Origin of the sequence: Staphylococcus sp. GDY8P198P, assembly GCF_017891615.1 — a bacterium.
In the GTDB taxonomy this organism is placed as follows: Bacteria; Bacillota; Bacilli; order Staphylococcales; family Staphylococcaceae; genus Staphylococcus; species Staphylococcus cohnii.
The window spans coordinates 35425-56124 of the sequence record NZ_JAESJQ010000006.1; the positions used below are offsets into that span (position 1 = coordinate 35425).

Sequence of the window (20700 nt, forward strand, 5' to 3'; positions counted from 1 at the left end):
TGAGACATCAGAAGAAGTAGACCCAGAATACAATGAGCAAGACAAAACAAAGGATGAAACATCAGAAGAAGTAGATCCAGAATACAATGAACAAGATAAAGCGAAAAATGAGACATCAAAAGAAGTAGATCCAGAATACAACGAGCAAGACAAAGCGAAAAATGAGACATCAGAAGAAGTAGATCCGGAATACAATGAACAAGATAAAGCGAAAAATGAGACATCAAAAGAAGTAGATCCAGAATACAACGAGCAAGACAAAGCGAAAAATGAGACATCAGAAGAAGTAGATCCGGAATACAATGAGCAAGATAAAGCAAAAGAGATGAAAGTAAATGCAGATTCATCGCAATCAGAAGTTCAAAATGATGTTGAATTTGGACAATTGAAAAATGATGATTTAGTTAATGAAGATCGTCAAAGCAATCAAAAGAACAACGATCAAGATAAAAGTTTAGCTTTACTTAAGAAAAATGCTGTTGCTACAACAAATAATAAAGTGAATCAACAGAACGTTGAGAAAACTCAAACACAACCTACAAAAAAAGCGAAACAAAGTCAATATAAAAACCAAGATCCCATTATCTTAGTGCATGGTTTTAATGGTTTTACAGATGATATTAAACCATCTGTTTTACCTCATTATTGGGGTGGAGACAAATTAAATATTCAACAAGACTTAGAACAAAAGGGTTACAATGCATATGAAGCAAGTATTGGTGCATTAAGTAGTAATCATGATAGAGCAGTTGAATTATATTATTACATTAAAGGCGGCACAGTAGATTACGGTGCTGCACATGCTGAAAAATATGGACATGACCGTTATGGTAAGACATATGAAGGTGTATATAAAGATTGGCAACCAGGTCAAAAAGTTCATTTAGTTGGTCATAGCATGGGTGGACAAACCATTAGACAACTAGAAGAATATTTACGTAATGGTGATCCAGAAGAAATAGAATATCAAAAACAACATGGTGGCGATATATCTCCAGTATTTCAAGGTAATAACGATAATATGATTAGTTCAATTACTACCTTAGCAACACCTCATAATGGTACACATGCAGCTGATCAACTAGGTAATGAAACGCTTATCAGACAAGTTGCATTTGATTATGCGAAACTAAAAGGTAATAAAAATTCTAAAGTTAGCTTTGGCTTGGAGCAATGGGGTTTAAAACAAAAAGACGATGAAACATATAATCAATATGTTGAACGATTGAAAGATAGTAAATTATGGACGACAGATGATAATGGATTTTACGATTTAACAAGAGCAGGCGCAACTGAATTAAATAAAAAAACATCGTTAAATCCAAATATAGTTTATAAAACATATACTGGAGAATCTACAAGAGATGGTTTATTTGGTAGACAAAAATCAGATATTAACATGTATTTACCTATGGGAATAACAGGTAATGTGATTGGAAAAGCTCCGGAAAAAGAGTGGCGTGTCAATGATGGACTTGTTTCAACAATTTCAGCATTACATCCATTTAATCAAGCATATGTAGCAGCATCGAATCAGGTTCAAAAAGGTGTTTGGCAAGTAACACCAATTATGCACGATTGGGATCATGCAGATTTTGTTGGCCAAGATAGTAATGATACGAAGCGTTCACAAGCAGAGTTAAGCCAATTTTATGAAGGCATTGCCTCGGATTTAGTAAGAACTGAAAGTGCTGAAGCATAGTTAAAACGCTACGATTATATTTTATGAAGGTGAGGGAAAATGATGAGTGGAGACTTTTTTGATTTAGTAGGTTCATTATTCAATATATTGAAAACTTTATTTTCGTAAGTAATCAGAAATTGATAAACAAGACAATAACGTTTAACTATTAATATATACTGAGTATGGTTTAAGCCAATTCAGAGCGAGGATAATTAATCAAAAGTTACACTTTGATTTTATCTTCGCTCATTTTTAGTTGAGTAAAATGCAGTGTGTTCTATTTTCTTGAAAACAATATTTGTCTAACGAAGAAGGATGAAATGTGAATGATATGATTGAAAAGGCGAAGAAAGTGAAACAAGATGCTAAATTTGGATGGGAATAATATCAATGAATCGTAATGTGCAGCTATTGATTATGTTGTATGTCAAAAAGAGACTGATACATGTTGTATCAGTCTCTTTAAAGAGGTTAGAAATTATTTGCCTGTGAATAAACCAACGATTTTTTTGATGATATCAATGATAAAGTCCATGTCCTTCACCTCGCTTTAATTTGTTAACTTCACTATAAAAGAATTGTGCTAAATTTTGTTTAAAATTCCCTAAATAGTAATAAATTATTCCAAAATGGAAATTAATAAAAAAATATAACAATAGCGCATTCAAAAGTGTATGAAAAGTGGTTACATAATCATTTAAATTATAGAATTTTGCTTTCAAAGAAAAGTAACAGTTTCATTAATACAAAATTTCCGTAGAAACAAAGCAAACGTCAATTTCTATAAAATTCTATAGAAACTGACGTTTATTCATTAATTAAAGCTATTGTTGTTATAGATACACATATTTTAAAGTATTACTCCATAAAATTTGTTTGAGACTGGTAAATTTTAAAAATCTAAATAGTTGTATAAAAGTGGCAAAGTGAATGAATTCAAATAGATTTTATATTAAACAACTTAAACGAATGTTACTCATTAGTCAGTGATTGCGCCTTTTGAAGCAGATGATACGAGTTTGGCATATTTTGCTAATGTACCACGTGTTTCTTTTAATGGCGGGGCTTGCCATGCATTACGACGACGTTCTAACTCTTCATCAGAAATATCAAAACTAATTTCTAAATTTTCAGCATCAATAGTAATGATGTCGTCTTCTTGAAGTAATGCCATTGGTCCACCTGCTTGAGATTCTGGAGCGGCATGACCTACTACTAGACCATGTGAACCACCTGAAAAACGTCCATCTGTTAACAATGCAACAGATTCACCTAATCCTTTTCCTACCAAAATAGAAGAAGCTGATAGCATTTCTGGCATACCAGGCGCTCCTTTTGGTCCAGCATAGCGAATCACCACGACATCTCCAGGTTGAATATCGTCATTGAGTATTGCTTTTGTCGCTGCAGGTTCTGAATCAAAAACTTTCGCAGGTCCTTTAATATAAGTAACACTTAAGCCTGAAATTTTTGCTACTGCGCCCTCAGGTGCTAGATTACCTTTTAAAATAACAAGTGGACCTGTAGGATGTTTAGGCTGATCAAAATTAATGATTGTTTTATCATCAGAAAGACTTGGTTGTTGAGCTAAGTTTTCTGCAACGGTTTTACCAGTAACTGTTAAACAGTCACCATGGATTAATCCTTTTTCATGTAATAGTTTCATTACGCCTGGCACGCCACCGACTTCATCAAGATGTGCCATTACGTATTTGCCGCTAGGTCTTAAATCTGCAATATGCGGTACGCGTTTACGTATTTTTTCAAAATCATCAAGTGTTAAATCTACATCAATTGTATGCGCAATAGCTAGTAAATGTAAGATTGCATTTGTAGAGCCGCCTAACGCCATGACAACAGTAATCGCATTTTCAAATGCTTCTTTGGTCATGATATCTTTAGGATATATACCTTGCTCTAATAAATGATAAACAGCTTTGCCCGCTGCGCGACTATCTTTTGATTTGTTTGTTGATACAGCTGGGTGGGAAGCGCTTCCAGGCAAACTCATTCCCATAGCTTCAATAGCAGAGGACATTGTATTAGCAGTAAACATCCCACCACAAGCTCCGGCACCGGGGCAAGCAGAGCACTCTACTTTATGTAATGCTTCTTTATCTATTTCTCCATTGTTGTATTGTCCAACACCTTCAAAAGCAGATACAGCATCCAAATCTTTGCCATTCAATTTCCCAGGTAATATAGTCCCGCCATATACAAAGACAGCTGGTAAATTAAGACGAGCGATACCAATCATACAACCTGGCATGTTTTTGTCACAGCCACCGATTGCTACAACACCATCTAAATTTTCAGCACTGACTACGGACTCAATTGAATCAGCAATGATTTCACGGCTTGGTAGTGAGAAGCGCATACCGTCAGTGCCCATGGAAATACCATCTGAAACTGTAATCGTATTAAAAATCAATGGTGAACCTCCAGCTTCGCTTATACCGCGTTTAGATGCACGAGCGAGACCGTCGATGTGCATATTACATGGTGTAACTTCACTCCATGTACTAGCAACGCCAATCATAGGTTTTTCAAAATCTTCGTCTTCAAAACCAAGTGCACGTAAATAAGATCGGTTAGGTGTACGGCTTACACCTTCACTAATCACTTTGCTGCGGATTCGTAAATCGTTTGGTTTTTGATTTTGCGACTGTTCCTTGCTCAAATAATCCCCTCCAAAATAAAAAATCACATTATATTAAGAATAATCTGAAAATTTTAAAATAATAAGTACCTGATGTCATGACACCTAAGTGTTCGTACATTTCACTGAATCGTAAAGTGACTTCGATACTTTTGAAATATAGTAAATTAGCTATACAAATGTATAGGTATACACAATATCTATTTATTTAATTGATGTCAATATCAAAAGATTGTCTATAATCATTATTACCCTTTATCATATAAATTAACAGAACATGTTTAAGAAATTCTTGCATAACTTAAAATAGTTATATTTTTATTGTTTAAAGTGAATGAACGAGGTTGATCAGTTATAAGTTGTCACTGACAATTGCGCTAATGCATCGTGATGCGTATAGGACTTATTTTACAGCTATAGAGAAATGGAGGAGTTATATGACTGATTTTGAAATATTAGAAAATTATTTAGCGATAGATACACATACATATCATGACAATCATTTAGAAACATTGAACTATTATATTGAAAAGTATGTATTGAACGTTCCATTTGAAAATATTAATGTGCAGAATGGACAACCTATTGCTTTAGATAATCCATCAATGATAGATAAAATTGTAAACGAACATAGAGGGGGCTATTGTTATGAACAAAACAGATTGTTTTGCGCATATTTAACAAGTAAAGGGTATAACGTGTATATGGTATCTGCGACAATTTATAATGGCTCAGGTTGGGCCATGGAAGGGTCGCATATGGCATTAATCGTTACATTAAATCAGAAAAAATACTTAGTTGATGTCGGTTATGCGGATATACCTAAAGCAGCCATGCCAATCACACATGATGAGGAAATTGTTTATGATGTAAACGGTGAGTTTAAAGTAAGTAAAATAAGTGACAATACATTTGAAATGAAGAAGAAAGTTGATCATAAATGGCAGACGCAATATCAATATAGGGATGAACCTAAGGTGTTGTCAGATTTTGAACAAGGCATAGCGTTTAATCAAAATAATGAAGCATCCATTTTTGTTCAACAACTTTTAATTAGTAAAGCAACGACTTTCGGTAGAGTAACGATGTCGAACAATCATTTAACAATTACTGATCATGGTCAAAAAGAAAAGAAAAATATAACATCTGAAAACTATAAATATTTTTTGCATCGCTATTTTGGTATTAAAGATATAAATATAAAAACTTTTGACTGAAATATACAGTATTCAACGTTATGTTTCATTGAAATAACAAAAGGTTTACTTTGTAATAATAATGTCATATAAATTATATACAAAAGTATTAAATTAAATTGTATAATAGTAAACGTGATGGAAACGAAATGTATCGGATTTATATTGGGAGGTTTACATAAGTGCATAAAAAAATAATAGCAACTGTAATTGGGACAAGTGCGCTAGCAGCTATTAATTCTGCAAATGCAGATGCAGCTACAACTTACAAAGTCAAAAGTGGCGATTCTCTTTGGTCAATAGCGAATAAATATAATATTTCAATAGCAAAATTGAAATCATTAAACAATTTAACATCGAATGTGATTTTTCCAAATCAAACATTGAAAGTATCAGGGACTACAAGTTCAAGAACTTCAACAAGCAGCTCAAGTGCGACAACGTATACAGTGAAATCGGGTGATTCATTGTCATCAATTGCAGCTAAGCATGGGACGACATACCAAAAAATTATGAGTTTAAATGGACTCTCTAATTTTACAATTTATCCAGGACAGAAATTAAAAGTATCTGGCTCAACTTCAACAGGTGGTTCAACTACATCTGGTAAAACGACAACATATACAGTGAAATCAGGCGATTCATTATCTGCGATTGCTGCTAAATATGGGACGACATATCAAAAAATCATGAGCTTGAATGGTCTTAAAAATTTCAATATTTATCCAGGGCAAAAATTAAAAGTATCTGGTTCAGCATCATCAGGTGGCTCAACAGGTTCAACAGGTTCAACTGGTTATAAAACGCCAGTATTTAACCATTCAAATTTGTATGACTGGGGTCAGTGTACATGGCATGTCTTTAATAAGCGTGCTCAAATTGGGAAAGGTATTAGTACTTATTGGTGGAATGCTAATAATTGGGACAATGCCGCACCAGGAGATGGATACACAGTAGATCATAGAGCTACTGTAGGGTCAATCTTACAAAGTGATCTTGGATATTATGGACACGTAGCATTTGTGGAGTCTGTCAATTCAAATGGTAGCATTACTGTTTCTGAAATGAACTACAGTGCTTCGCCTGGAATCGCGACATATAGAACGATTCCAGCATCGCAAGTGAGTTCATATAAATATATCCATTAAGCGTGCCTAAGGCAAAAATATCTTTGACTAACGCATAAACGTCAATTTCTATTAAATCATATAGAAATTGACGTTTATTTTGCTTTTATGAAATTTTATAGCTCGTTGCTAGACGTTTCATGTTTATGGTTCCTGACGTAATGATTTTATACGCTTGGCAGTTGAGAATAACGTACTTGCCAAAGTGAATGTTGAAAATATTTTAGCAAACTTTTTTGGTGATTTTAAGGCAGTATAGAAATCTAAGACTGCACCTACACTTGTAATAGCCATACTTGTGTAAAGTAATTTTTTATTTTTTGATTGATATGCATACCAATTAAAACCTTCTATGGCAATGCCTATGAAGTTAATTGTATTTGAAATGCGATTAATTTTTGTTTTTTTAGCCATGAATGAAATCCTCCATTTTATAAAATCCGCTTTATTATTATAACATTAATTAGATTAAACTCTATTGTGAGAGAGAAAAAAACAAAATGTGTTCAAGGGATGGATTATGATAACATAAGCGTTGAAAGTATAAAAATAGTTTGCTTTGGGGAGTGGAGATGATAGTTATGATTAGATGTGTATGCTTGGTAGTTGAATTAGACGACAAATTATTATTGGTGCAGGCTAGAAACAGAAAAAAATACTATTTTCCTGGTGGAAAAATAGATCAAGGAGAGTCTCTAAAACAAGCTTTGCGAAGAGAATTACAAGAAGAATTACAGTTGGATATTTCGGAACAAACTTTTAAATATTTAGGTACTGTTGTTGGAGATGCTTATCCTCAAAAAAATACTAAGACGGAGTTGAATTGTTTTTCAACATCTTTAGATATTGATTGGTCATCGGTTAAACCAGCACAAGAAATTACTGATATAAAATGGATCACAAAAAATGAAACGGAAAAAATTGCGCCCGCTGTGCTTACATGGATTAAATATGCTAAACAACAAAGTGAGTCATCTAAACCAGTGAAATTAAGCCCGTATCACGCATCGTTATATGCTGATTTAGTGAATTTTACGCTGTCGACAGAAGACCGGAAATTCACCAAAACCCCTTTAGAAAATATTGATTTGGCCAATCGAGATCAAGAACGTCACCCTACATTAGTGTATGATGGCAAGGGGCAGTGTGTTGGCTTTTTTACGTTACATGAAGGTGAAGGAGTCAAACCTTATTCTGCAAATGCAAACGCAATATTTTTCAGATCCTTTAGTGTAGATAGTCACTATAGAGGCTTCGGTTATGGTAAAAAAGTGATGTGTATTTTACCTCAATATGTCAAACAGTATTATCCCACAATCAATGAAATTTATTTAGCGGTAAATACAGACAACCATTTGGCAATGAAACTTTATAGTCAAAGTGATTATGAAATTGTAGGCGAAACGTTATTAGAAAATAAACCTGTATACATAATGAAGCAAAGTTGTTGAAATCAATGATTGCGTCGTTAAAGCTAACAAAGTTTGTTAGCTTTAATGGCGCTTTTTTTGCGTGAAGTGAACTTGATGAAAGTGGTTGTGCAATAGAAGTATCAGCTGAAAATACATATAAGCATAAATAAAATAAATATAATGAAAGTCTATGATTTTAAAAGAAAATCAAAAATATATTAGAATTATTTAAATTCAAATGAATCAATTATGTTTGTTTAAATATGAAAATCTGTTATGGTTGGATATTAAATGTTAAATATATAAATAATAAAAAAATTAAGGATATGATTATTTTGAATGTATAAGTTATTAAACTGAGTTGTTGATGCATTGATTGGATTGAATAGGCAATGAGGATAGAAAATTTTTATTTGAACCATTGATGTGCAGTTTGGTTTATGAAAATAATTTTTGAATCGTTAAGAATGGCTTTTGCAGGTACTTCGCATATGAGATTGTACGTAGAGCTTAATAGATATTATGGTTGAAAGTATTTTATTAATGTTATCTGCTGTAATGAGTTTGGATGATACTTTGTAAAAGTTTAATTTTTGAAACTTTAGCATGCCATAAATAGTAGAATTATTTCATTTTTAATAATCATTAATCTTAAGTTGAAAAATAAATATCAGCTTTGGCACTTCACATTTGATGTGGGGTGTTTTTCTATGTGTGTCGGAAGCAACAATTGCGATAGCTAAATATTATGATGAATAACAATTTAATAGGAGGTTATTCCATGCTTACAAAGCGTAACAGTATGAGTCCGTTTAATATTATTTGTAAAAGTTTTTATGAGGAAATAAAACCTTTTACATATCAAAGATTAGTAGATTTTGGGGAATGTTATTATTATTTGAGAGGTACATCATTAGACTATGTTTCAACAAGTGTTATTACTAGATATGAAAATGAAGATCACCATACATTTAAATCTAGATTTGATCATTTTGGTGAAACTGAAAAGGTGTGTATTGAAAGATTAGAAGTTGCACCTCCTTTCGAAAATAAAGGTATTATGACGATTATGTTTTGTGACATAATGTTAGCGCTATTAACGAGAAGTTTAGCGAATGAAAACCATATAGAGATTAAATTTATAAATACCTCAGATTTAATTAAAGATGGGGAAATCGTAAATGTGTATCATAGTGTGATGCCTAAATACAAATTATCCTTAGCACAACCTAGTAGTTCGAGAATCGTGTTGGAGGGTAGGCGCACGAAAGCTAATATTGATTTTTATCAAGATGTTTACTATATATTTCCACTAGAAACGCGAGCAGAGGATATCGCATATTATACAAAGTTACGAGAACGTAAAATGCAATTATTAAATGAAAAACTGAAAGAACTTTAAATGATTTAGCTTAGTTGAAAAACGTTTGGAAATTTTGAACACTCTCTTAAAATAGCGAATCATATTTCTGTTATTGTGAGATGTTAAAAATTTTGATTAAAAATTAGGTATGTATGCATCATATAATCATACAGATTCACAAAGAGAGTAGGACAGAAATCTAATTTTATTAACAAGATTTCGTCGTCCCGTCCTGACAAAGATTGTAAAAATGTAAAATGGTTACCTGAGCAGTAGCTCATGCATAAGTCCCACTATCTCAATAAATTGAGATGTGGGACTTTGATTTTTTAATGTGAAGATTGATGCGTGTGTTTTGAGTGACGCTCTTTTTGATGTTTAATTAATAGTGCTGTTATCCATGCAGTAATCGGGATGCTAATGGCAACAGCGATGCCTCCTAGCAGGATAGATATAAATTCTTGTGCAAAGATTTTAGAATTGATGATATGTCCAAAAGAATAATTCAACCTAAAAAACCAAAAGAATAATGTCAATTGTCCTCCGAAATAGGCTAGATAAATTGTGTTTGCCGAAGTAGCTAAAATTTCACGTCCTACACGCATGCCAGATTGAAATAATGCTTTGCTTGTTAAGTTCGAATTGGTTTCGTATAACTCATACATTGGTGAACTGATTGTGATTGCTAAATCAATAACCGCAGCTATGACTGCAAGTACTACTGTAAACACCATGAATTTCACCATATCAATGCCGATATTCATAGAAAAAATATACGTTTCATCTTGTTGTTCGGTTGTGAAACCTTGTAAATGTCCGATGGATACTGATAAATAAATACCAATAATCAAGCACAAAGTAGTAATGACCGTTGCACAGAATGCTGCTTTTGTTTTTGTATTGTAACTATTTAAAACAAATAAATTACATGCTGCAATAACGATACAAAATATAAGTGTTACGAGATAAATAGGTGCGCCGAGCATAATTATAATGACAGTGATTAATAATATGACAAAATTCAAAAACAGTGTTAAATATGAGATGATACCTTTTTTTCCTCCAAAAATGGCCATTAATAGGAAAAGTAGAAGACCTAAGATTGTTATGACGCTCACTGATTAACACCTCGCATTTTAAACCATAATTGCATTAATAAAATAGTGATTGGAATCGTTAAAACAATACCAATACCACCAGTAATTGCCCGGGAAATTTCTAATGACCAATTCATGGAAATGGTATAGGTTACTGTATTTGCATTTTTAAGGTAAATAAGAAACATCGGAAGACTACCAGATAAATATGAAAATAATAAGATGTTCGTCATTGTCCCCATAATATCTTGACCAATATGACGCCCTGCGAGCGCCCATCGAGTCATACTTATATTAGGTGTTCTGCGCAATATTTCTGCCATACCACTTGCTATTGTGATAGCTACATCCATGACAGCACCAAGTGTTCCAATCATAACAGAAGCAAGGAAAACATCCTTAGGAGGCAAAGTTAAGAAACTCATTGTTTCAAATTTTAAGCCCGCACCGTCTGTTAACGTAATCACTAATTGGGTGGCGCCAACACAAATAAAAGTGCCTAATAGTGTGCTTGCTATCGTAATTGACGTTCGCCATCGCCAACCGGTAACTAAGAGCAAAGTAAATACCGTAGTAAAAATGACGCCGATACTCATAAGTGCAAATAAATTTAAATCAGGAAATTTATTATGTAAATAGATAGCTAAAAGCACAACGATTGTATTGAAAACTAAAGAAAGAATCGATTGTAAACCGATTTTACGTCCTACTAGTAAAACAGTTAATAAAAATATTCCAGTTATCATAACGACGAGGCTATCTCGCTTCTTTTCTATGATATAAGCATCATCTAGATGTTTGCCGATGTGTAACAAAACTTTGTTATGTTTTGAGAATGCTTCACTATCAGCTTGTGATGCTATGTAATGATGAGGAATCTTCGTCGTTTGTCCCTCGAATTTTCCGTTCAAAATTTTAAGTGTTAGGGTTTGATTGTATTTAGTATCTTTATTATGGTTATCATCTGTAATGTGTGATGTAGATTTATTTTCGATCTTTGTAATTTGGCCGATTGGTGTATCGTAAAATCTGGCATTGAAAAATGTGAAAATAAATACAGCCACAAATAAGATGATAAATATCAAGATGACCCAATCAAAAGGGCGTTTAAATAACGTTTTAAAAGGCATTGTTTTGTTTCAGTCCTCCCTATATAGACAATGCGATTATACGCTCCTAGCGATTTGAATTCAAAAGTTTTATGCATGTGATTAATGATAAGTCGTGCTTCTACTTAATAATTTATCGATAATTTCTAATAAAAATTGTAAATCATGTTTTCGATTGTCTAGCCGAACAACTTGGCAAATGGTTCTTTTCAATGCTGTATGTTCTAATGATACTTCTCGCCATTTTTGCGGATTTTTTGAAAGCAAATGATAAGAAGGTGTGACGATGTAGCCACGCCCTTTGCTTAAGATATATTCAGCCAGTTGAGGATGTGTAATCGTTTGTATAGGTGTTTTGGTTGTTTTTACTAATGTTTGTCTAATCTTGGTTGGTAATGGATATAATTCGTAAATAGATTTATTCGAAAATTGTACTAAAGGTGGATTCGTAGCCATTGTGATCGGATCATCTTTAGGTGCATAGACATGGAATGTTTCTTCAAATAAAGGGCTTACCTTTAAAGAACGGTGCTGTTTGAGTTCATCTGACATAGCAGTGAAAGCAATATCAATTTTATCTGTGAGCAAAGCTGAAAAAATGTCTTCTTCTTCCATTAAAATGGGTTGAATGATGGATGTGCTTTCGTTTTCAAAGGATTGCATTAATAATGTAAGTGCCTGTGTTATATAACTTTCAACATAACCAACACGTATAATATAATGCTCTGTTTCAGATTGGTTATGAAATAAACGTACTGTGTTATCAAGCTGTTCGATAATCTTTGTTGCTTCAGAAAATAATTGTTGCCCTTCTTCAGTAATGTGTATGTTGCGCCCTTCTCTGTTAAACAACGTCACTTGTAATTCCTTTTCCAATAGTGTGATTTGCCTACTTATAGCAGATTGAGCAATGTTAAGTTCTAGAGCAGCGTCTGATAAATGTTCTCTTTTTGCAACTTCTATAAAATATTTCAATTGTTTAATTTCCATATGATCATTCCCAACATATTAATATTATTCGAATTATTAGAATAATATCATCTATTTTATATATTGAATAGATTAATGTATTACTATATAGTTTACTATACTTATTTAATATTCAGAATTTTCGAAAAAGAGGTGAGGGTTATGTTCGAATATGGTAAGCAATTAGGATTATATGATAGTCGTGAAGAGCATGATGCATGTGGTATTGGATTTTATGCCAATATGAATAATGGGAGATCACACGATATCGTTGAAAAATCACTGGAAATGCTACGTAGGTTAGATCACCGTGGAGGAATTGGTGCAGATGGCATGACAGGTGATGGTGCCGGTATTATGACAGAAATTCCTTTTGATTATTTTTCTAAACAAACAGATTTTGAATTACCGAAAGAGGGTCATTATGCAGTAGGTATGTTTTTTTCGAACGTGAAGATAAAAAATTCAGAGCATGAAGCAACGTTCAATCGTTATTTTGAAAGCGAAGGATTAAATGTTATTGGTTATAGAGATGTGCCAGTAGATGTCAATGCCATTGCCGAACATGTAGCCCAAACGATGCCATATATACAACAAGTATTCATCGCATTAAATGATGATGTTCACATAGAAAAAGCGTTATTTTTAGCACGTAAACAAATTGAATTATATGCTAAAAAGCAGCAAGTAGATTTATATTTCACAAGTTTATCTCATAAAACAATCGTCTATAAAGGATGGTTGCGTTCTGATCAAATTAAGAAGCTCTTTCAAGATTTAAATGATGAACGCTATATATCAAAGCTAGGACTCGTGCATTCTCGTTTTAGTACAAATACATTTCCGAGCTGGAAGCGCGCACACCCTAATAGATTATTAATGCATAATGGAGAGATTAATACTATTAAGGGTAACGTTAATTGGATGCGTGCAAGACAAAATGATTTGATTGAAACTATTTTTGGTGAAGACAAACATAAAGTAGAGGAAATTATTGATGAAGACGGTAGTGACTCAGCTATTGTAGACAACGCTTTAGAATTTTTATCTTTAGCTATGGAACCAGAGAGAGCAGCAATGTTAATGATACCAGAACCTTGGCTTTATAATACGGCGAATGACAGTAACGTTCGTGCTTTTTATGAATACTATAGTTACTTGATGGAACCGTGGGATGGTCCAACAATGATTTCATTTTGTAATGGAGAAAAAATTGGCGCGCTAACTGATAGAAATGGCTTGCGACCAGGACGTTATACAATCACTAAAGATAATTACATTGTTTTTTCATCAGAAGTGGGTGTTGTAGATGTACCTGAGGAACAAGTTGCTTTTAAAGGTCAACTAAATCCAGGGAAATTACTATTAGTTGATTTTCAACAGCAAAAAGTAGTTGATAATAATGAATTAAAATCACGTATCGCTGATGAATTACCATATGAGAATTGGCTAAATCAATTTAAAGTAGACTTAGATTTAGACAATGTAAAAGTGGTCCCATCCAATTGGGATGAAGCAACTTTAGCTAGATTACAAAAGCAATTTGTTTATACGAATGAAGAAATCGACAAATATATGACAGAATTAATTGAAAGTAAGAAAGACCCAATTGGCGCTATGGGGTATGATGTTCCGATTGCTGTTTTAAATGAAAAAGATGAATCGTTATTCAATTATTTTAAACAACTTTTTGCACAAGTCACTAATCCACCGATTGATGCATATAGAGAAAAAATAGTGACAAGTGAATTGTCTTATTTAGGTTCAGAAGGTAATTTATTAAAACCTAACGAAGATGTATTGAATAGAATTCAATTGAAAAGACCGGTGTTAACTGAGGCACAATTAAAAGCGATTGACGATAGTAGGTTCAAAGTTAAGCATTTATCAACGCTATATCACGAAAACTTAGAAACGGCGTTAGACAATTTAGGGGAACAAGCAATTCAATCCGTAAAAGATGGCTATGAAATTATTGTATTAGATGATCGAGTACTAGTTGAAGCGCAAGGCTATGCATTGCCAATATTGCTTGCGGTAAGTCATGTACATCAATTATTAATTAGAGAAGGTTTGCGCATGCGTACAAGTATCATCGCACTTTCTGGTGAAACGAGAGAGGTGCACCATGTAGCGTGTTTATTAGGGTATGGTGCTAATGCAGTCGTACCATATTTAGCGCAGCATACAATAGAAAACTTAGTGGAGAAAGGACGCTTAAACGGAAATATTGCCGAAAACGTTCAAACATATACGGATACATTATCAGAAGGTGTCATAAAAGTTATGGCTAAAATGGGGATTTCTACCGTTCAAAGCTACCAAGGGGCTCAAATTTTTGAAGCGGTAGGTTTGTCACAAGAAGTTGTTGACCGGTATTTTACAGGGACACAAACAAAACTATCTGGTATCGATATAAACTTGATAGATAAAGAAAATAAAGCGAGACAGTCATCTGAGAGCGAGTACCTTGAATCTGGTAGTACGTTTCAATGGCGTAAACAAGGCCAACATCACGCATTTAACCCGACGTCAATTCACTTACTACAACATGCGTGTCGTTTAAATGATTATGAACAGTTCAAAACGTTTTCAAATGAAGTCAATCACCAACGTACAGATCATATTCGTCACTTAATGGAATTTAAAAACCAAGATTCAATTGATATCAATGAAGTAGAACCAACGAGTGAAATCGTAAAACGTTTTAATACAGGTGCAATGAGTTATGGTTCTATTTCTGAAGAAGCCCATCAAACACTTGCTGAAGCAATGAATCAAATGGGTGGTAAAAGTAATAGTGGTGAAGGTGGAGAAAATCCTGAACGATTTGTAGTGGATGACGAAGGTCGTAATCGTTCTAGTGCAATCAAACAAGTTGCTTCTGGAAGATTTGGAGTGACGAGTCATTACTTACAACATGCTAAAGAAATACAAATTAAGGTAGCACAGGGTGCTAAACCTGGGGAAGGCGGTCAGCTTCCTGGTTCTAAAGTTTATCCATGGATTGCTGAAGTCAGAGGCTCTACACCAGGTATTGGTTTGATTTCTCCACCACCACATCATGATATTTATTCAATTGAAGACCTAGCACAATTAATTCATGATTTGAAAAATGCTAATAAAAACGCAAATATCACAGTGAAGCTTGTATCTAAAACTGGCGTCGGTACAATCGCAGCAGGTGTAGCTAAAGCTTATGCTGATAAAATTGTGATTAGTGGATATGATGGCGGTACGGGTGCTTCTCCCAAAACAAGTATCCAACACGCAGGTGTACCTTGGGAAATTGGATTAGCGGAGACACATCAAACACTTATGATGAATAATTTAAGATCGAGAGTGATTGTAGAAACAGACGGCAAATTACTCACAGGTAAAGATGTGGCATATGCATGTGCATTAGGAGCGGAAGAATTTGGTTTTGCAACAGCGCCATTAGTCGTCCTTGGATGTGTAATGATGCGGGTTTGCCATAAAGATACATGCCCTGTAGGTATTGCTACACAAAATCAAGATTTACGCGCACTATTTAATGGTAGAGCTGATCATGTGGTCAATTTTATGCATTTTGTTGCTGAGGAATTAAGAGAGATACTAGCCGAACTTGGTTTGCGCACTGTAGATGATTTGGTGGGGCGTACAGACTTATTAAAACGAAAAGATAATTTATCTCAACGAAGACCTAAAGCTGCATCTATGAATGTTGAAGCATTATTATATCAGCACGAAGGTGAAAGATATAAAAAAATAGCGCAAAATCACCATCTTGATGAAGGATTCGATTTAACACAACTATTACCTGATGCTCAAGTAGCAATTGAACAACAGAAGTCATTTACTGGCAATTATGTAGTGAAAAATGAGCAACGAGATGTGGGCGTCATTACTGGTAGTATGATTACTGATATCTACGGTGCTGAAGGTTTGCCTGAAGATAGTATCAATGTCAATACAGTAGGTCATGCTGGTCAAAGTTTAGCTGCTTATATACCTCAAGGATTAACAGTACATCACACAGGTGATGCTAACGATTATGTAGGTAAAGGGCTTTCTGGCGGTAAAGTAATTGTGAAGGCACCGACGCAACAGCGAGAATCAGAAATCATAGTTGGTAATGTCTGTTTCTATGGTGCGTCTTATGGTAAAGCTTTTATTAATGGTAAAGCTGGTGAAAGATTCTGTATTAGAAATAGTGGTGTACAAGTTGTTGTTGAAGGTATTGGTGATCATGGTCTTGAGTATATGACAGGCGGTCGCGTCATTGTGCTTGGAGATGTCGGAAAGAACTTTGGTCAAGGCATGAGTGGTGGTGTTGCTTATATCTTCCCATCTGATATTGAAAAATTTAAAGAAGAACATCAATTAGACAGTTTAGACTTCGACGAAATCACTGTTGCAGCAGAAAAAAATGTTGTGAGAGAGATGCTAGAAGCCCATTTACTTTATACAAATAGTACTAAAGCAAAAAATATATTAGATAATTTTGAAGAAATGGCTAATAAAGTAGTGAAAGTCATTCCGAAAGATTATAAATTGATGATGCAAAAAATTGAATTACAAAAGCGTGAATCTAACCAGCAAGATGAAGCGTTACTGAATGCTTTTAATGACAAGAGAACACATCTAGAACCAGCGCAACAATTAACGGCTGTGTATTAATTTGAAGGGGGACTAAGTATGGGAGAATTCAAAGGATTTATGAATTATGATAAACAACCTTTGCATGAATTGTCTTTAGTAGAACGTTTGAAAGGACACGCACCCTTTCAGCAAAGGTTTACAAAAGAAGAAGCCTCGGAACAAGGTGCGAGATGCATGGATTGTGGCACACCTTTTTGTCAAACAGGTGAACCATATGGTAGAGAAACAATTGGTTGTCCCATTGGGAACTATATTCCAGAATGGAATGATTTAGTGTACCAAAAAGACTTCGAAACGGCATATAAACGCTTGAATGAAACGAATAACTTCCCGGAATTTACTGGACGTGTATGTCCGGCTCCGTGTGAACAATCGTGTGTGATGAAGATAAATAGAGAATCTGTTGCGATTAAAGGTATTGAACGTACTATTATTGATGAAGCTTTTGAAAATGGCTGGGTTAAACCAACGATTCCCAATGAGCGTAAAGCAGCATCAGTAGCTATAGTAGGAAGCGGCCCAGCTGGTTTAACGGCTGCAGATGAATTAAACAAATTAGGTTATCGCATAACTGTATATGAACGTGCACATGAAGCAGGTGGATTATTAATGTATGGTATACCTAATATGAAATTAGATAAAGACGTAGTGCGACGTAGAATCAAACTAATGGAACAATCTGGTATCACCTTTATCACTGATACGGAAATAGGGATAGATGTCAGTAAAGAAAGTTTAGAGGAACAATTCGATGCCATTATTATTTGTACAGGTTCGCAAAACGCACGTGATTTACCATTAGAAGGTCGAATGGGCATGGGTATTCACTTTGCTATGGATTACTTAACAGAACAGGGCGAGTATTTAAATGGTGAAATTGAAAAGCCGTCAATATCTGCAGAAGGGAAAAACGTAATTGTCATTGGTGCTGGTGACACAGGTGCAGACTGTGTAGCGACTGCACTGAGAGAAAAATGTAAATCTATCGTTCAATTTAACAAATACACAAAACAACCTGAAGCTATCGAATTTGACGAAAATACGTATTGGCCATTAGCCATGCCTGTATTCAAAATGGATTATGCTCATAATGAATATGAGGCGCGTTTTGGTTTTGAACCACGTGCATATGGTGTTCAAACAATGCGTTACGAAGTTGATCGTATTGGTAATGTAACAGGTGTTTATACACAAATACTTGAAGAAACAGAGGATGGTATGGTTGTTGTCGATGGTACAGAACGTCATTGGCCAGCTGACTTGGTATTGTTATCAATAGGATTTATTGGTACTGAAACCACTGTGCCACATGCGTTTAATATACAAACTGAGAGAAATAAAATTGTCGCAGATAACAAAAATTTCAAAACGAATCAATCAAATATTTTTGCGGCAGGCGACGCAAGAAGAGGTCAAAGTCTTGTTGTTTGGGCAATTCAAGAAGGTAGAGCAGTCGCTAATGCTGTTGACGAATACCTAACTGAAAAAACATTGGTGTAACATTTTAATTATAATTGACTTTTTTAATGGGCTATAATATTATAATTATTGTGTTCATTTGGAGGAATACCCAAGTCCGGCTGAAGGGATCGGTCTTGAAAACCGACAGGGGCTTAACGGCCCGCGGGGGTTCGAATCCCTCTTCCTCCGCCATTATCATTAAATACCAAGACTAATAAATAATATAGTAGGCAAACGTTTATTTAATATAAAGTGTTTGTCTTTTTTTGTTGTTTACGATCAATGATAGAAAAAAGACGAGTGCTTTACATAGTTTTTGTTATTGTTTGTGGCATTTATCATTAAACTTATTGCTGTGATTACGCCAAACACAAAATAATATATATTTTTATTGAAGAAGGTCATCAAGTAGAGATAGGAAATTAATGTCTACTTGATGACCTTTTTTAAGAAACTGAGTGAAAGCCTTTACAAAACTTGTCTATACAAGTTATAATCTGGATAATATTAAAGTTTAAGGGAGTGAATCATCATGGCTGTTAAAAAGAAAGATGTTCAAGATATAGTCGAAGCTATTGGGGGCAGAGAAAACTTGGACACAGCAACACACTGTGTGACGCGTTTGCGACTTGTTTTGAAAGATGATGATAAGGTCGATAAAGATCGACTGAGTAACAATGATTTAGTTAAGGGACAATTCAAAGCTGATAATCAATATCAAATTGTTATTGGACCAGGTACTGTAGATGAAGTTTATAAACAATTTATTGAGGAAACCGGGGCTGAAAGTGCCTCTAAAGATGATGCGAAAGCAGCGGCAGCTAAAAAAGGGAATCCTATACAAAGATTGGTTAAGTTATTGGGAGATATCTTTATACCAATTTTACCGGCTATCGTAACTGCTGGTTTACTATTAGGGATTTATAATGTATTAACAATGGAAGACTTGTTTGGGAAGCAAGCATTGGTGGCACAATATCCACAATTAGGGGACTTTGCAGATATTATTAATGTTATTGCAAACACTGCCTTTATTTTCTTGCCAGCTTTAATTGGTTGGAGTAGTATGCGTGTGTTTGGTGGGAGTCAAATACTCGGTTTGGTATTAGGTCTAATTTTAATGAACCCACAACTCGCTTCACAATATGATATTGGGAAAGGTAATATTCCAGCATGGCATATCTTTGGTTTAGAAATTAAACAACTGAACTATCAAGGTCAAGTATTACCAATCTTATTAGCATCATATGTATTAGCACAAATTGAAAAGTTCTTAAGTAAATATGTGCATGATTCAATCAAAATGTTAGTCGTTGGTCCAGTTGCCTTATTAATCACTGGTTTCTTAGCGTTTATCGTTATAGGTCCAATTGCCTTATGGTTAGGAACAGGGATTACAAATGGTGTGACATTTGTCTTTGAACATATCGGCTGGTTAGGTGGCGCAATTTATGGTTTCTTTTACGCACCTCTAGTTATTACAGGCTTACACCATATGTTCTTAGCGGTTGATTTCCAACTGATGGGAAGCAGTCTTGAAGGGACGTACTTGTGGCCAATCTTAGCAATTTCAAATATCTGTCAAGGTTCAGCTGCATTTGGTGCATGGTTCGTCTATAAACGACGCAAAATGGCCAAAGAACAAGGCTTGGCAATGACTTCTGGTGTATCAGGATTCTTAGGGGTTACTGAACCAGCATTGTTTGGTGTAAACTTACCGTTGAAATATCCTTTTGTTGCAGCGATTTTAACTTCGGGTGTTATAGGCGCTATCATAGGTGCAATTGGTGTCTTAGGTAATGTTGGCGTTGGCGGTGTGCCAGCCATCATTTCTATTAAAAAAGATTTTTGGTTAATTTACGGAATAGGTACCGTTCTAGCAATGGTAGTACCAGCGATATTAACTGTTATCTTCTCGAAGTTCAGTAAAGAAGAAGCAAAAGAAATAGTAGAAGAATAGTTAATTCGAATAGATAAGT

At 34.5% G+C, this 20700-nt stretch carries 13 protein-coding genes and 1 tRNA gene; 9 read left to right on the plus strand and 5 right to left on the minus strand.

The features are described 5' to 3' along the window. On the plus strand, positions 1-1702 hold a 1702-nt coding region (lip, locus tag KA824_RS07110), incomplete at its 5' end, for a YSIRK-targeted triacylglycerol lipase (protein WP_210133250.1). 961 nt (positions 1703-2663) lie between these two features. On the opposite strand, the gene ilvD is transcribed toward lip, so the two are convergent. Continuing rightward, on the minus strand, positions 2664-4364 hold the full coding sequence (gene ilvD, locus KA824_RS07115) for a dihydroxy-acid dehydratase (RefSeq protein ID WP_107385681.1): 1701 nt from the start codon (positions 4362-4364) through the stop codon (positions 2664-2666). 416 nt (positions 4365-4780) lie between these two features. Between ilvD and KA824_RS07120 the strand changes: the two genes are divergently transcribed. Further along, positions 4781-5560 carry an arylamine N-acetyltransferase family protein gene (locus KA824_RS07120; RefSeq protein ID WP_107383749.1) on the plus strand — a complete coding sequence of 260 codons (780 nt, stop codon included), beginning with the start codon at positions 4781-4783 and terminating at the stop codon, positions 5558-5560. A 161-nt stretch (positions 5561-5721) separates the two neighbouring features. Continuing rightward, positions 5722-6687 carry a LysM peptidoglycan-binding domain-containing protein gene (locus KA824_RS07125; protein ID WP_107385682.1) on the plus strand — a complete coding sequence of 322 codons (966 nt, stop codon included), beginning with the start codon at positions 5722-5724 and terminating at the stop codon, positions 6685-6687. 123 nt (positions 6688-6810) lie between these two features. Here the strand turns inward: KA824_RS07125 and KA824_RS07130 are convergent, their stop codons facing one another. After that, the gene (locus KA824_RS07130; RefSeq protein ID WP_107385683.1) at positions 6811-7080 is read right to left on the minus strand and encodes a hypothetical protein; all 270 of its coding nucleotides are present in this window, start codon (positions 7078-7080) and stop codon (positions 6811-6813) included. A 167-nt stretch (positions 7081-7247) separates the two neighbouring features. On the opposite strand from KA824_RS07130, the gene KA824_RS07135 reads away from it, so the two are divergent. Both KA824_RS07135 and KA824_RS07140 read left to right on the plus strand, forming a co-directional pair. Next, positions 7248-8117 (plus strand): GNAT family N-acetyltransferase, encoded by an 870-nt coding sequence (locus KA824_RS07135; RefSeq protein WP_107505264.1) that lies wholly within the window; start codon positions 7248-7250, stop codon positions 8115-8117. A 742-nt stretch (positions 8118-8859) separates the two neighbouring features. Continuing rightward, positions 8860-9480, plus strand: coding sequence for a hypothetical protein (locus KA824_RS07140; RefSeq protein ID WP_107504961.1), 621 nt, complete (start codon positions 8860-8862; stop codon positions 9478-9480). 290 nt (positions 9481-9770) lie between these two features. On the opposite strand, the gene KA824_RS07145 is transcribed toward KA824_RS07140, so the two are convergent. The 3 genes from KA824_RS07145 to gltC form a co-directional block, all read right to left on the minus strand. Then, positions 9771-10517 carry a YibE/F family protein gene (locus KA824_RS07145; RefSeq protein ID WP_154409622.1) on the minus strand — a complete coding sequence of 249 codons (747 nt, stop codon included), beginning with the start codon at positions 10515-10517 and terminating at the stop codon, positions 9771-9773. A gap of 38 nt (positions 10518-10555) precedes the next feature. Next, the gene (locus KA824_RS07150) at positions 10556-11668 is read right to left on the minus strand and encodes a YibE/F family protein (protein WP_107383744.1); all 1113 of its coding nucleotides are present in this window, start codon (positions 11666-11668) and stop codon (positions 10556-10558) included. Between the two features lie 81 nt (positions 11669-11749). Continuing rightward, entirely contained in the window at positions 11750-12637 is an 888-nt protein-coding gene (gene gltC / locus KA824_RS07155; RefSeq protein WP_107385686.1) for a glutamate biosynthesis transcriptional regulator GltC, read from the minus strand. A gap of 141 nt (positions 12638-12778) precedes the next feature. On the opposite strand from gltC, the gene gltB reads away from it, so the two are divergent. The 4 genes from gltB to treP all read left to right on the plus strand — a co-directional run bounded on the left by gltB (position 12779) and on the right by treP (position 20681). Continuing rightward, a complete protein-coding gene (gltB, locus tag KA824_RS07160) occupies positions 12779-17278 on the plus strand; it encodes a glutamate synthase large subunit (RefSeq protein WP_107517848.1) in 4500 nt (1499 codons plus the stop codon). A gap of 18 nt (positions 17279-17296) precedes the next feature. Continuing rightward, a complete protein-coding gene (locus tag KA824_RS07165) occupies positions 17297-18760 on the plus strand; it encodes a glutamate synthase subunit beta (RefSeq protein ID WP_107385687.1) in 1464 nt (487 codons plus the stop codon). Positions 18761-18820: 60 nt separating this feature from the next. Further along, positions 18821-18913, plus strand: a tRNA-Ser gene (locus tag KA824_RS07170). A gap of 340 nt (positions 18914-19253) precedes the next feature. Continuing rightward, positions 19254-20681: a PTS system trehalose-specific EIIBC component gene (gene treP, locus KA824_RS07175; protein ID WP_107383741.1), complete on the plus strand. Its 1428-nt coding sequence runs from the start codon at positions 19254-19256 to the stop codon at positions 20679-20681. Positions 20682-20700: the final 19 nt, after the last annotated feature.

Coding starts and splice junctions, on each gene's coding strand:
- KA824_RS07145 (WP_154409622.1), bottom strand. CDS start 10,517: ATGGCCATTTTTGGAGGAAAAAAAGGTATCATCTCATATTTAACACTG.
- gltC (WP_107385686.1), bottom strand. CDS start 12,637: ATGGAAATTAAACAATTGAAATATTTTATAGAAGTTGCAAAAAGAGAA.
- treP (WP_107383741.1), top strand. CDS start 19,254: ATGGCTGTTAAAAAGAAAGATGTTCAAGATATAGTCGAAGCTATTGGG.
- gltB (WP_107517848.1), top strand. CDS start 12,779: ATGTTCGAATATGGTAAGCAATTAGGATTATATGATAGTCGTGAAGAG.
- KA824_RS07150 (WP_107383744.1), bottom strand. CDS start 11,668: ATGCCTTTTAAAACGTTATTTAAACGCCCTTTTGATTGGGTCATCTTG.
- KA824_RS07135 (WP_107505264.1), top strand. CDS start 7,248: ATGATTAGATGTGTATGCTTGGTAGTTGAATTAGACGACAAATTATTA.
- KA824_RS07140 (WP_107504961.1), top strand. CDS start 8,860: ATGCTTACAAAGCGTAACAGTATGAGTCCGTTTAATATTATTTGTAAA.
- KA824_RS07130 (WP_107385683.1), bottom strand. CDS start 7,080: ATGGCTAAAAAAACAAAAATTAATCGCATTTCAAATACAATTAACTTC.
- KA824_RS07120 (WP_107383749.1), top strand. CDS start 4,781: ATGACTGATTTTGAAATATTAGAAAATTATTTAGCGATAGATACACAT.
- KA824_RS07165 (WP_107385687.1), top strand. CDS start 17,297: ATGGGAGAATTCAAAGGATTTATGAATTATGATAAACAACCTTTGCAT.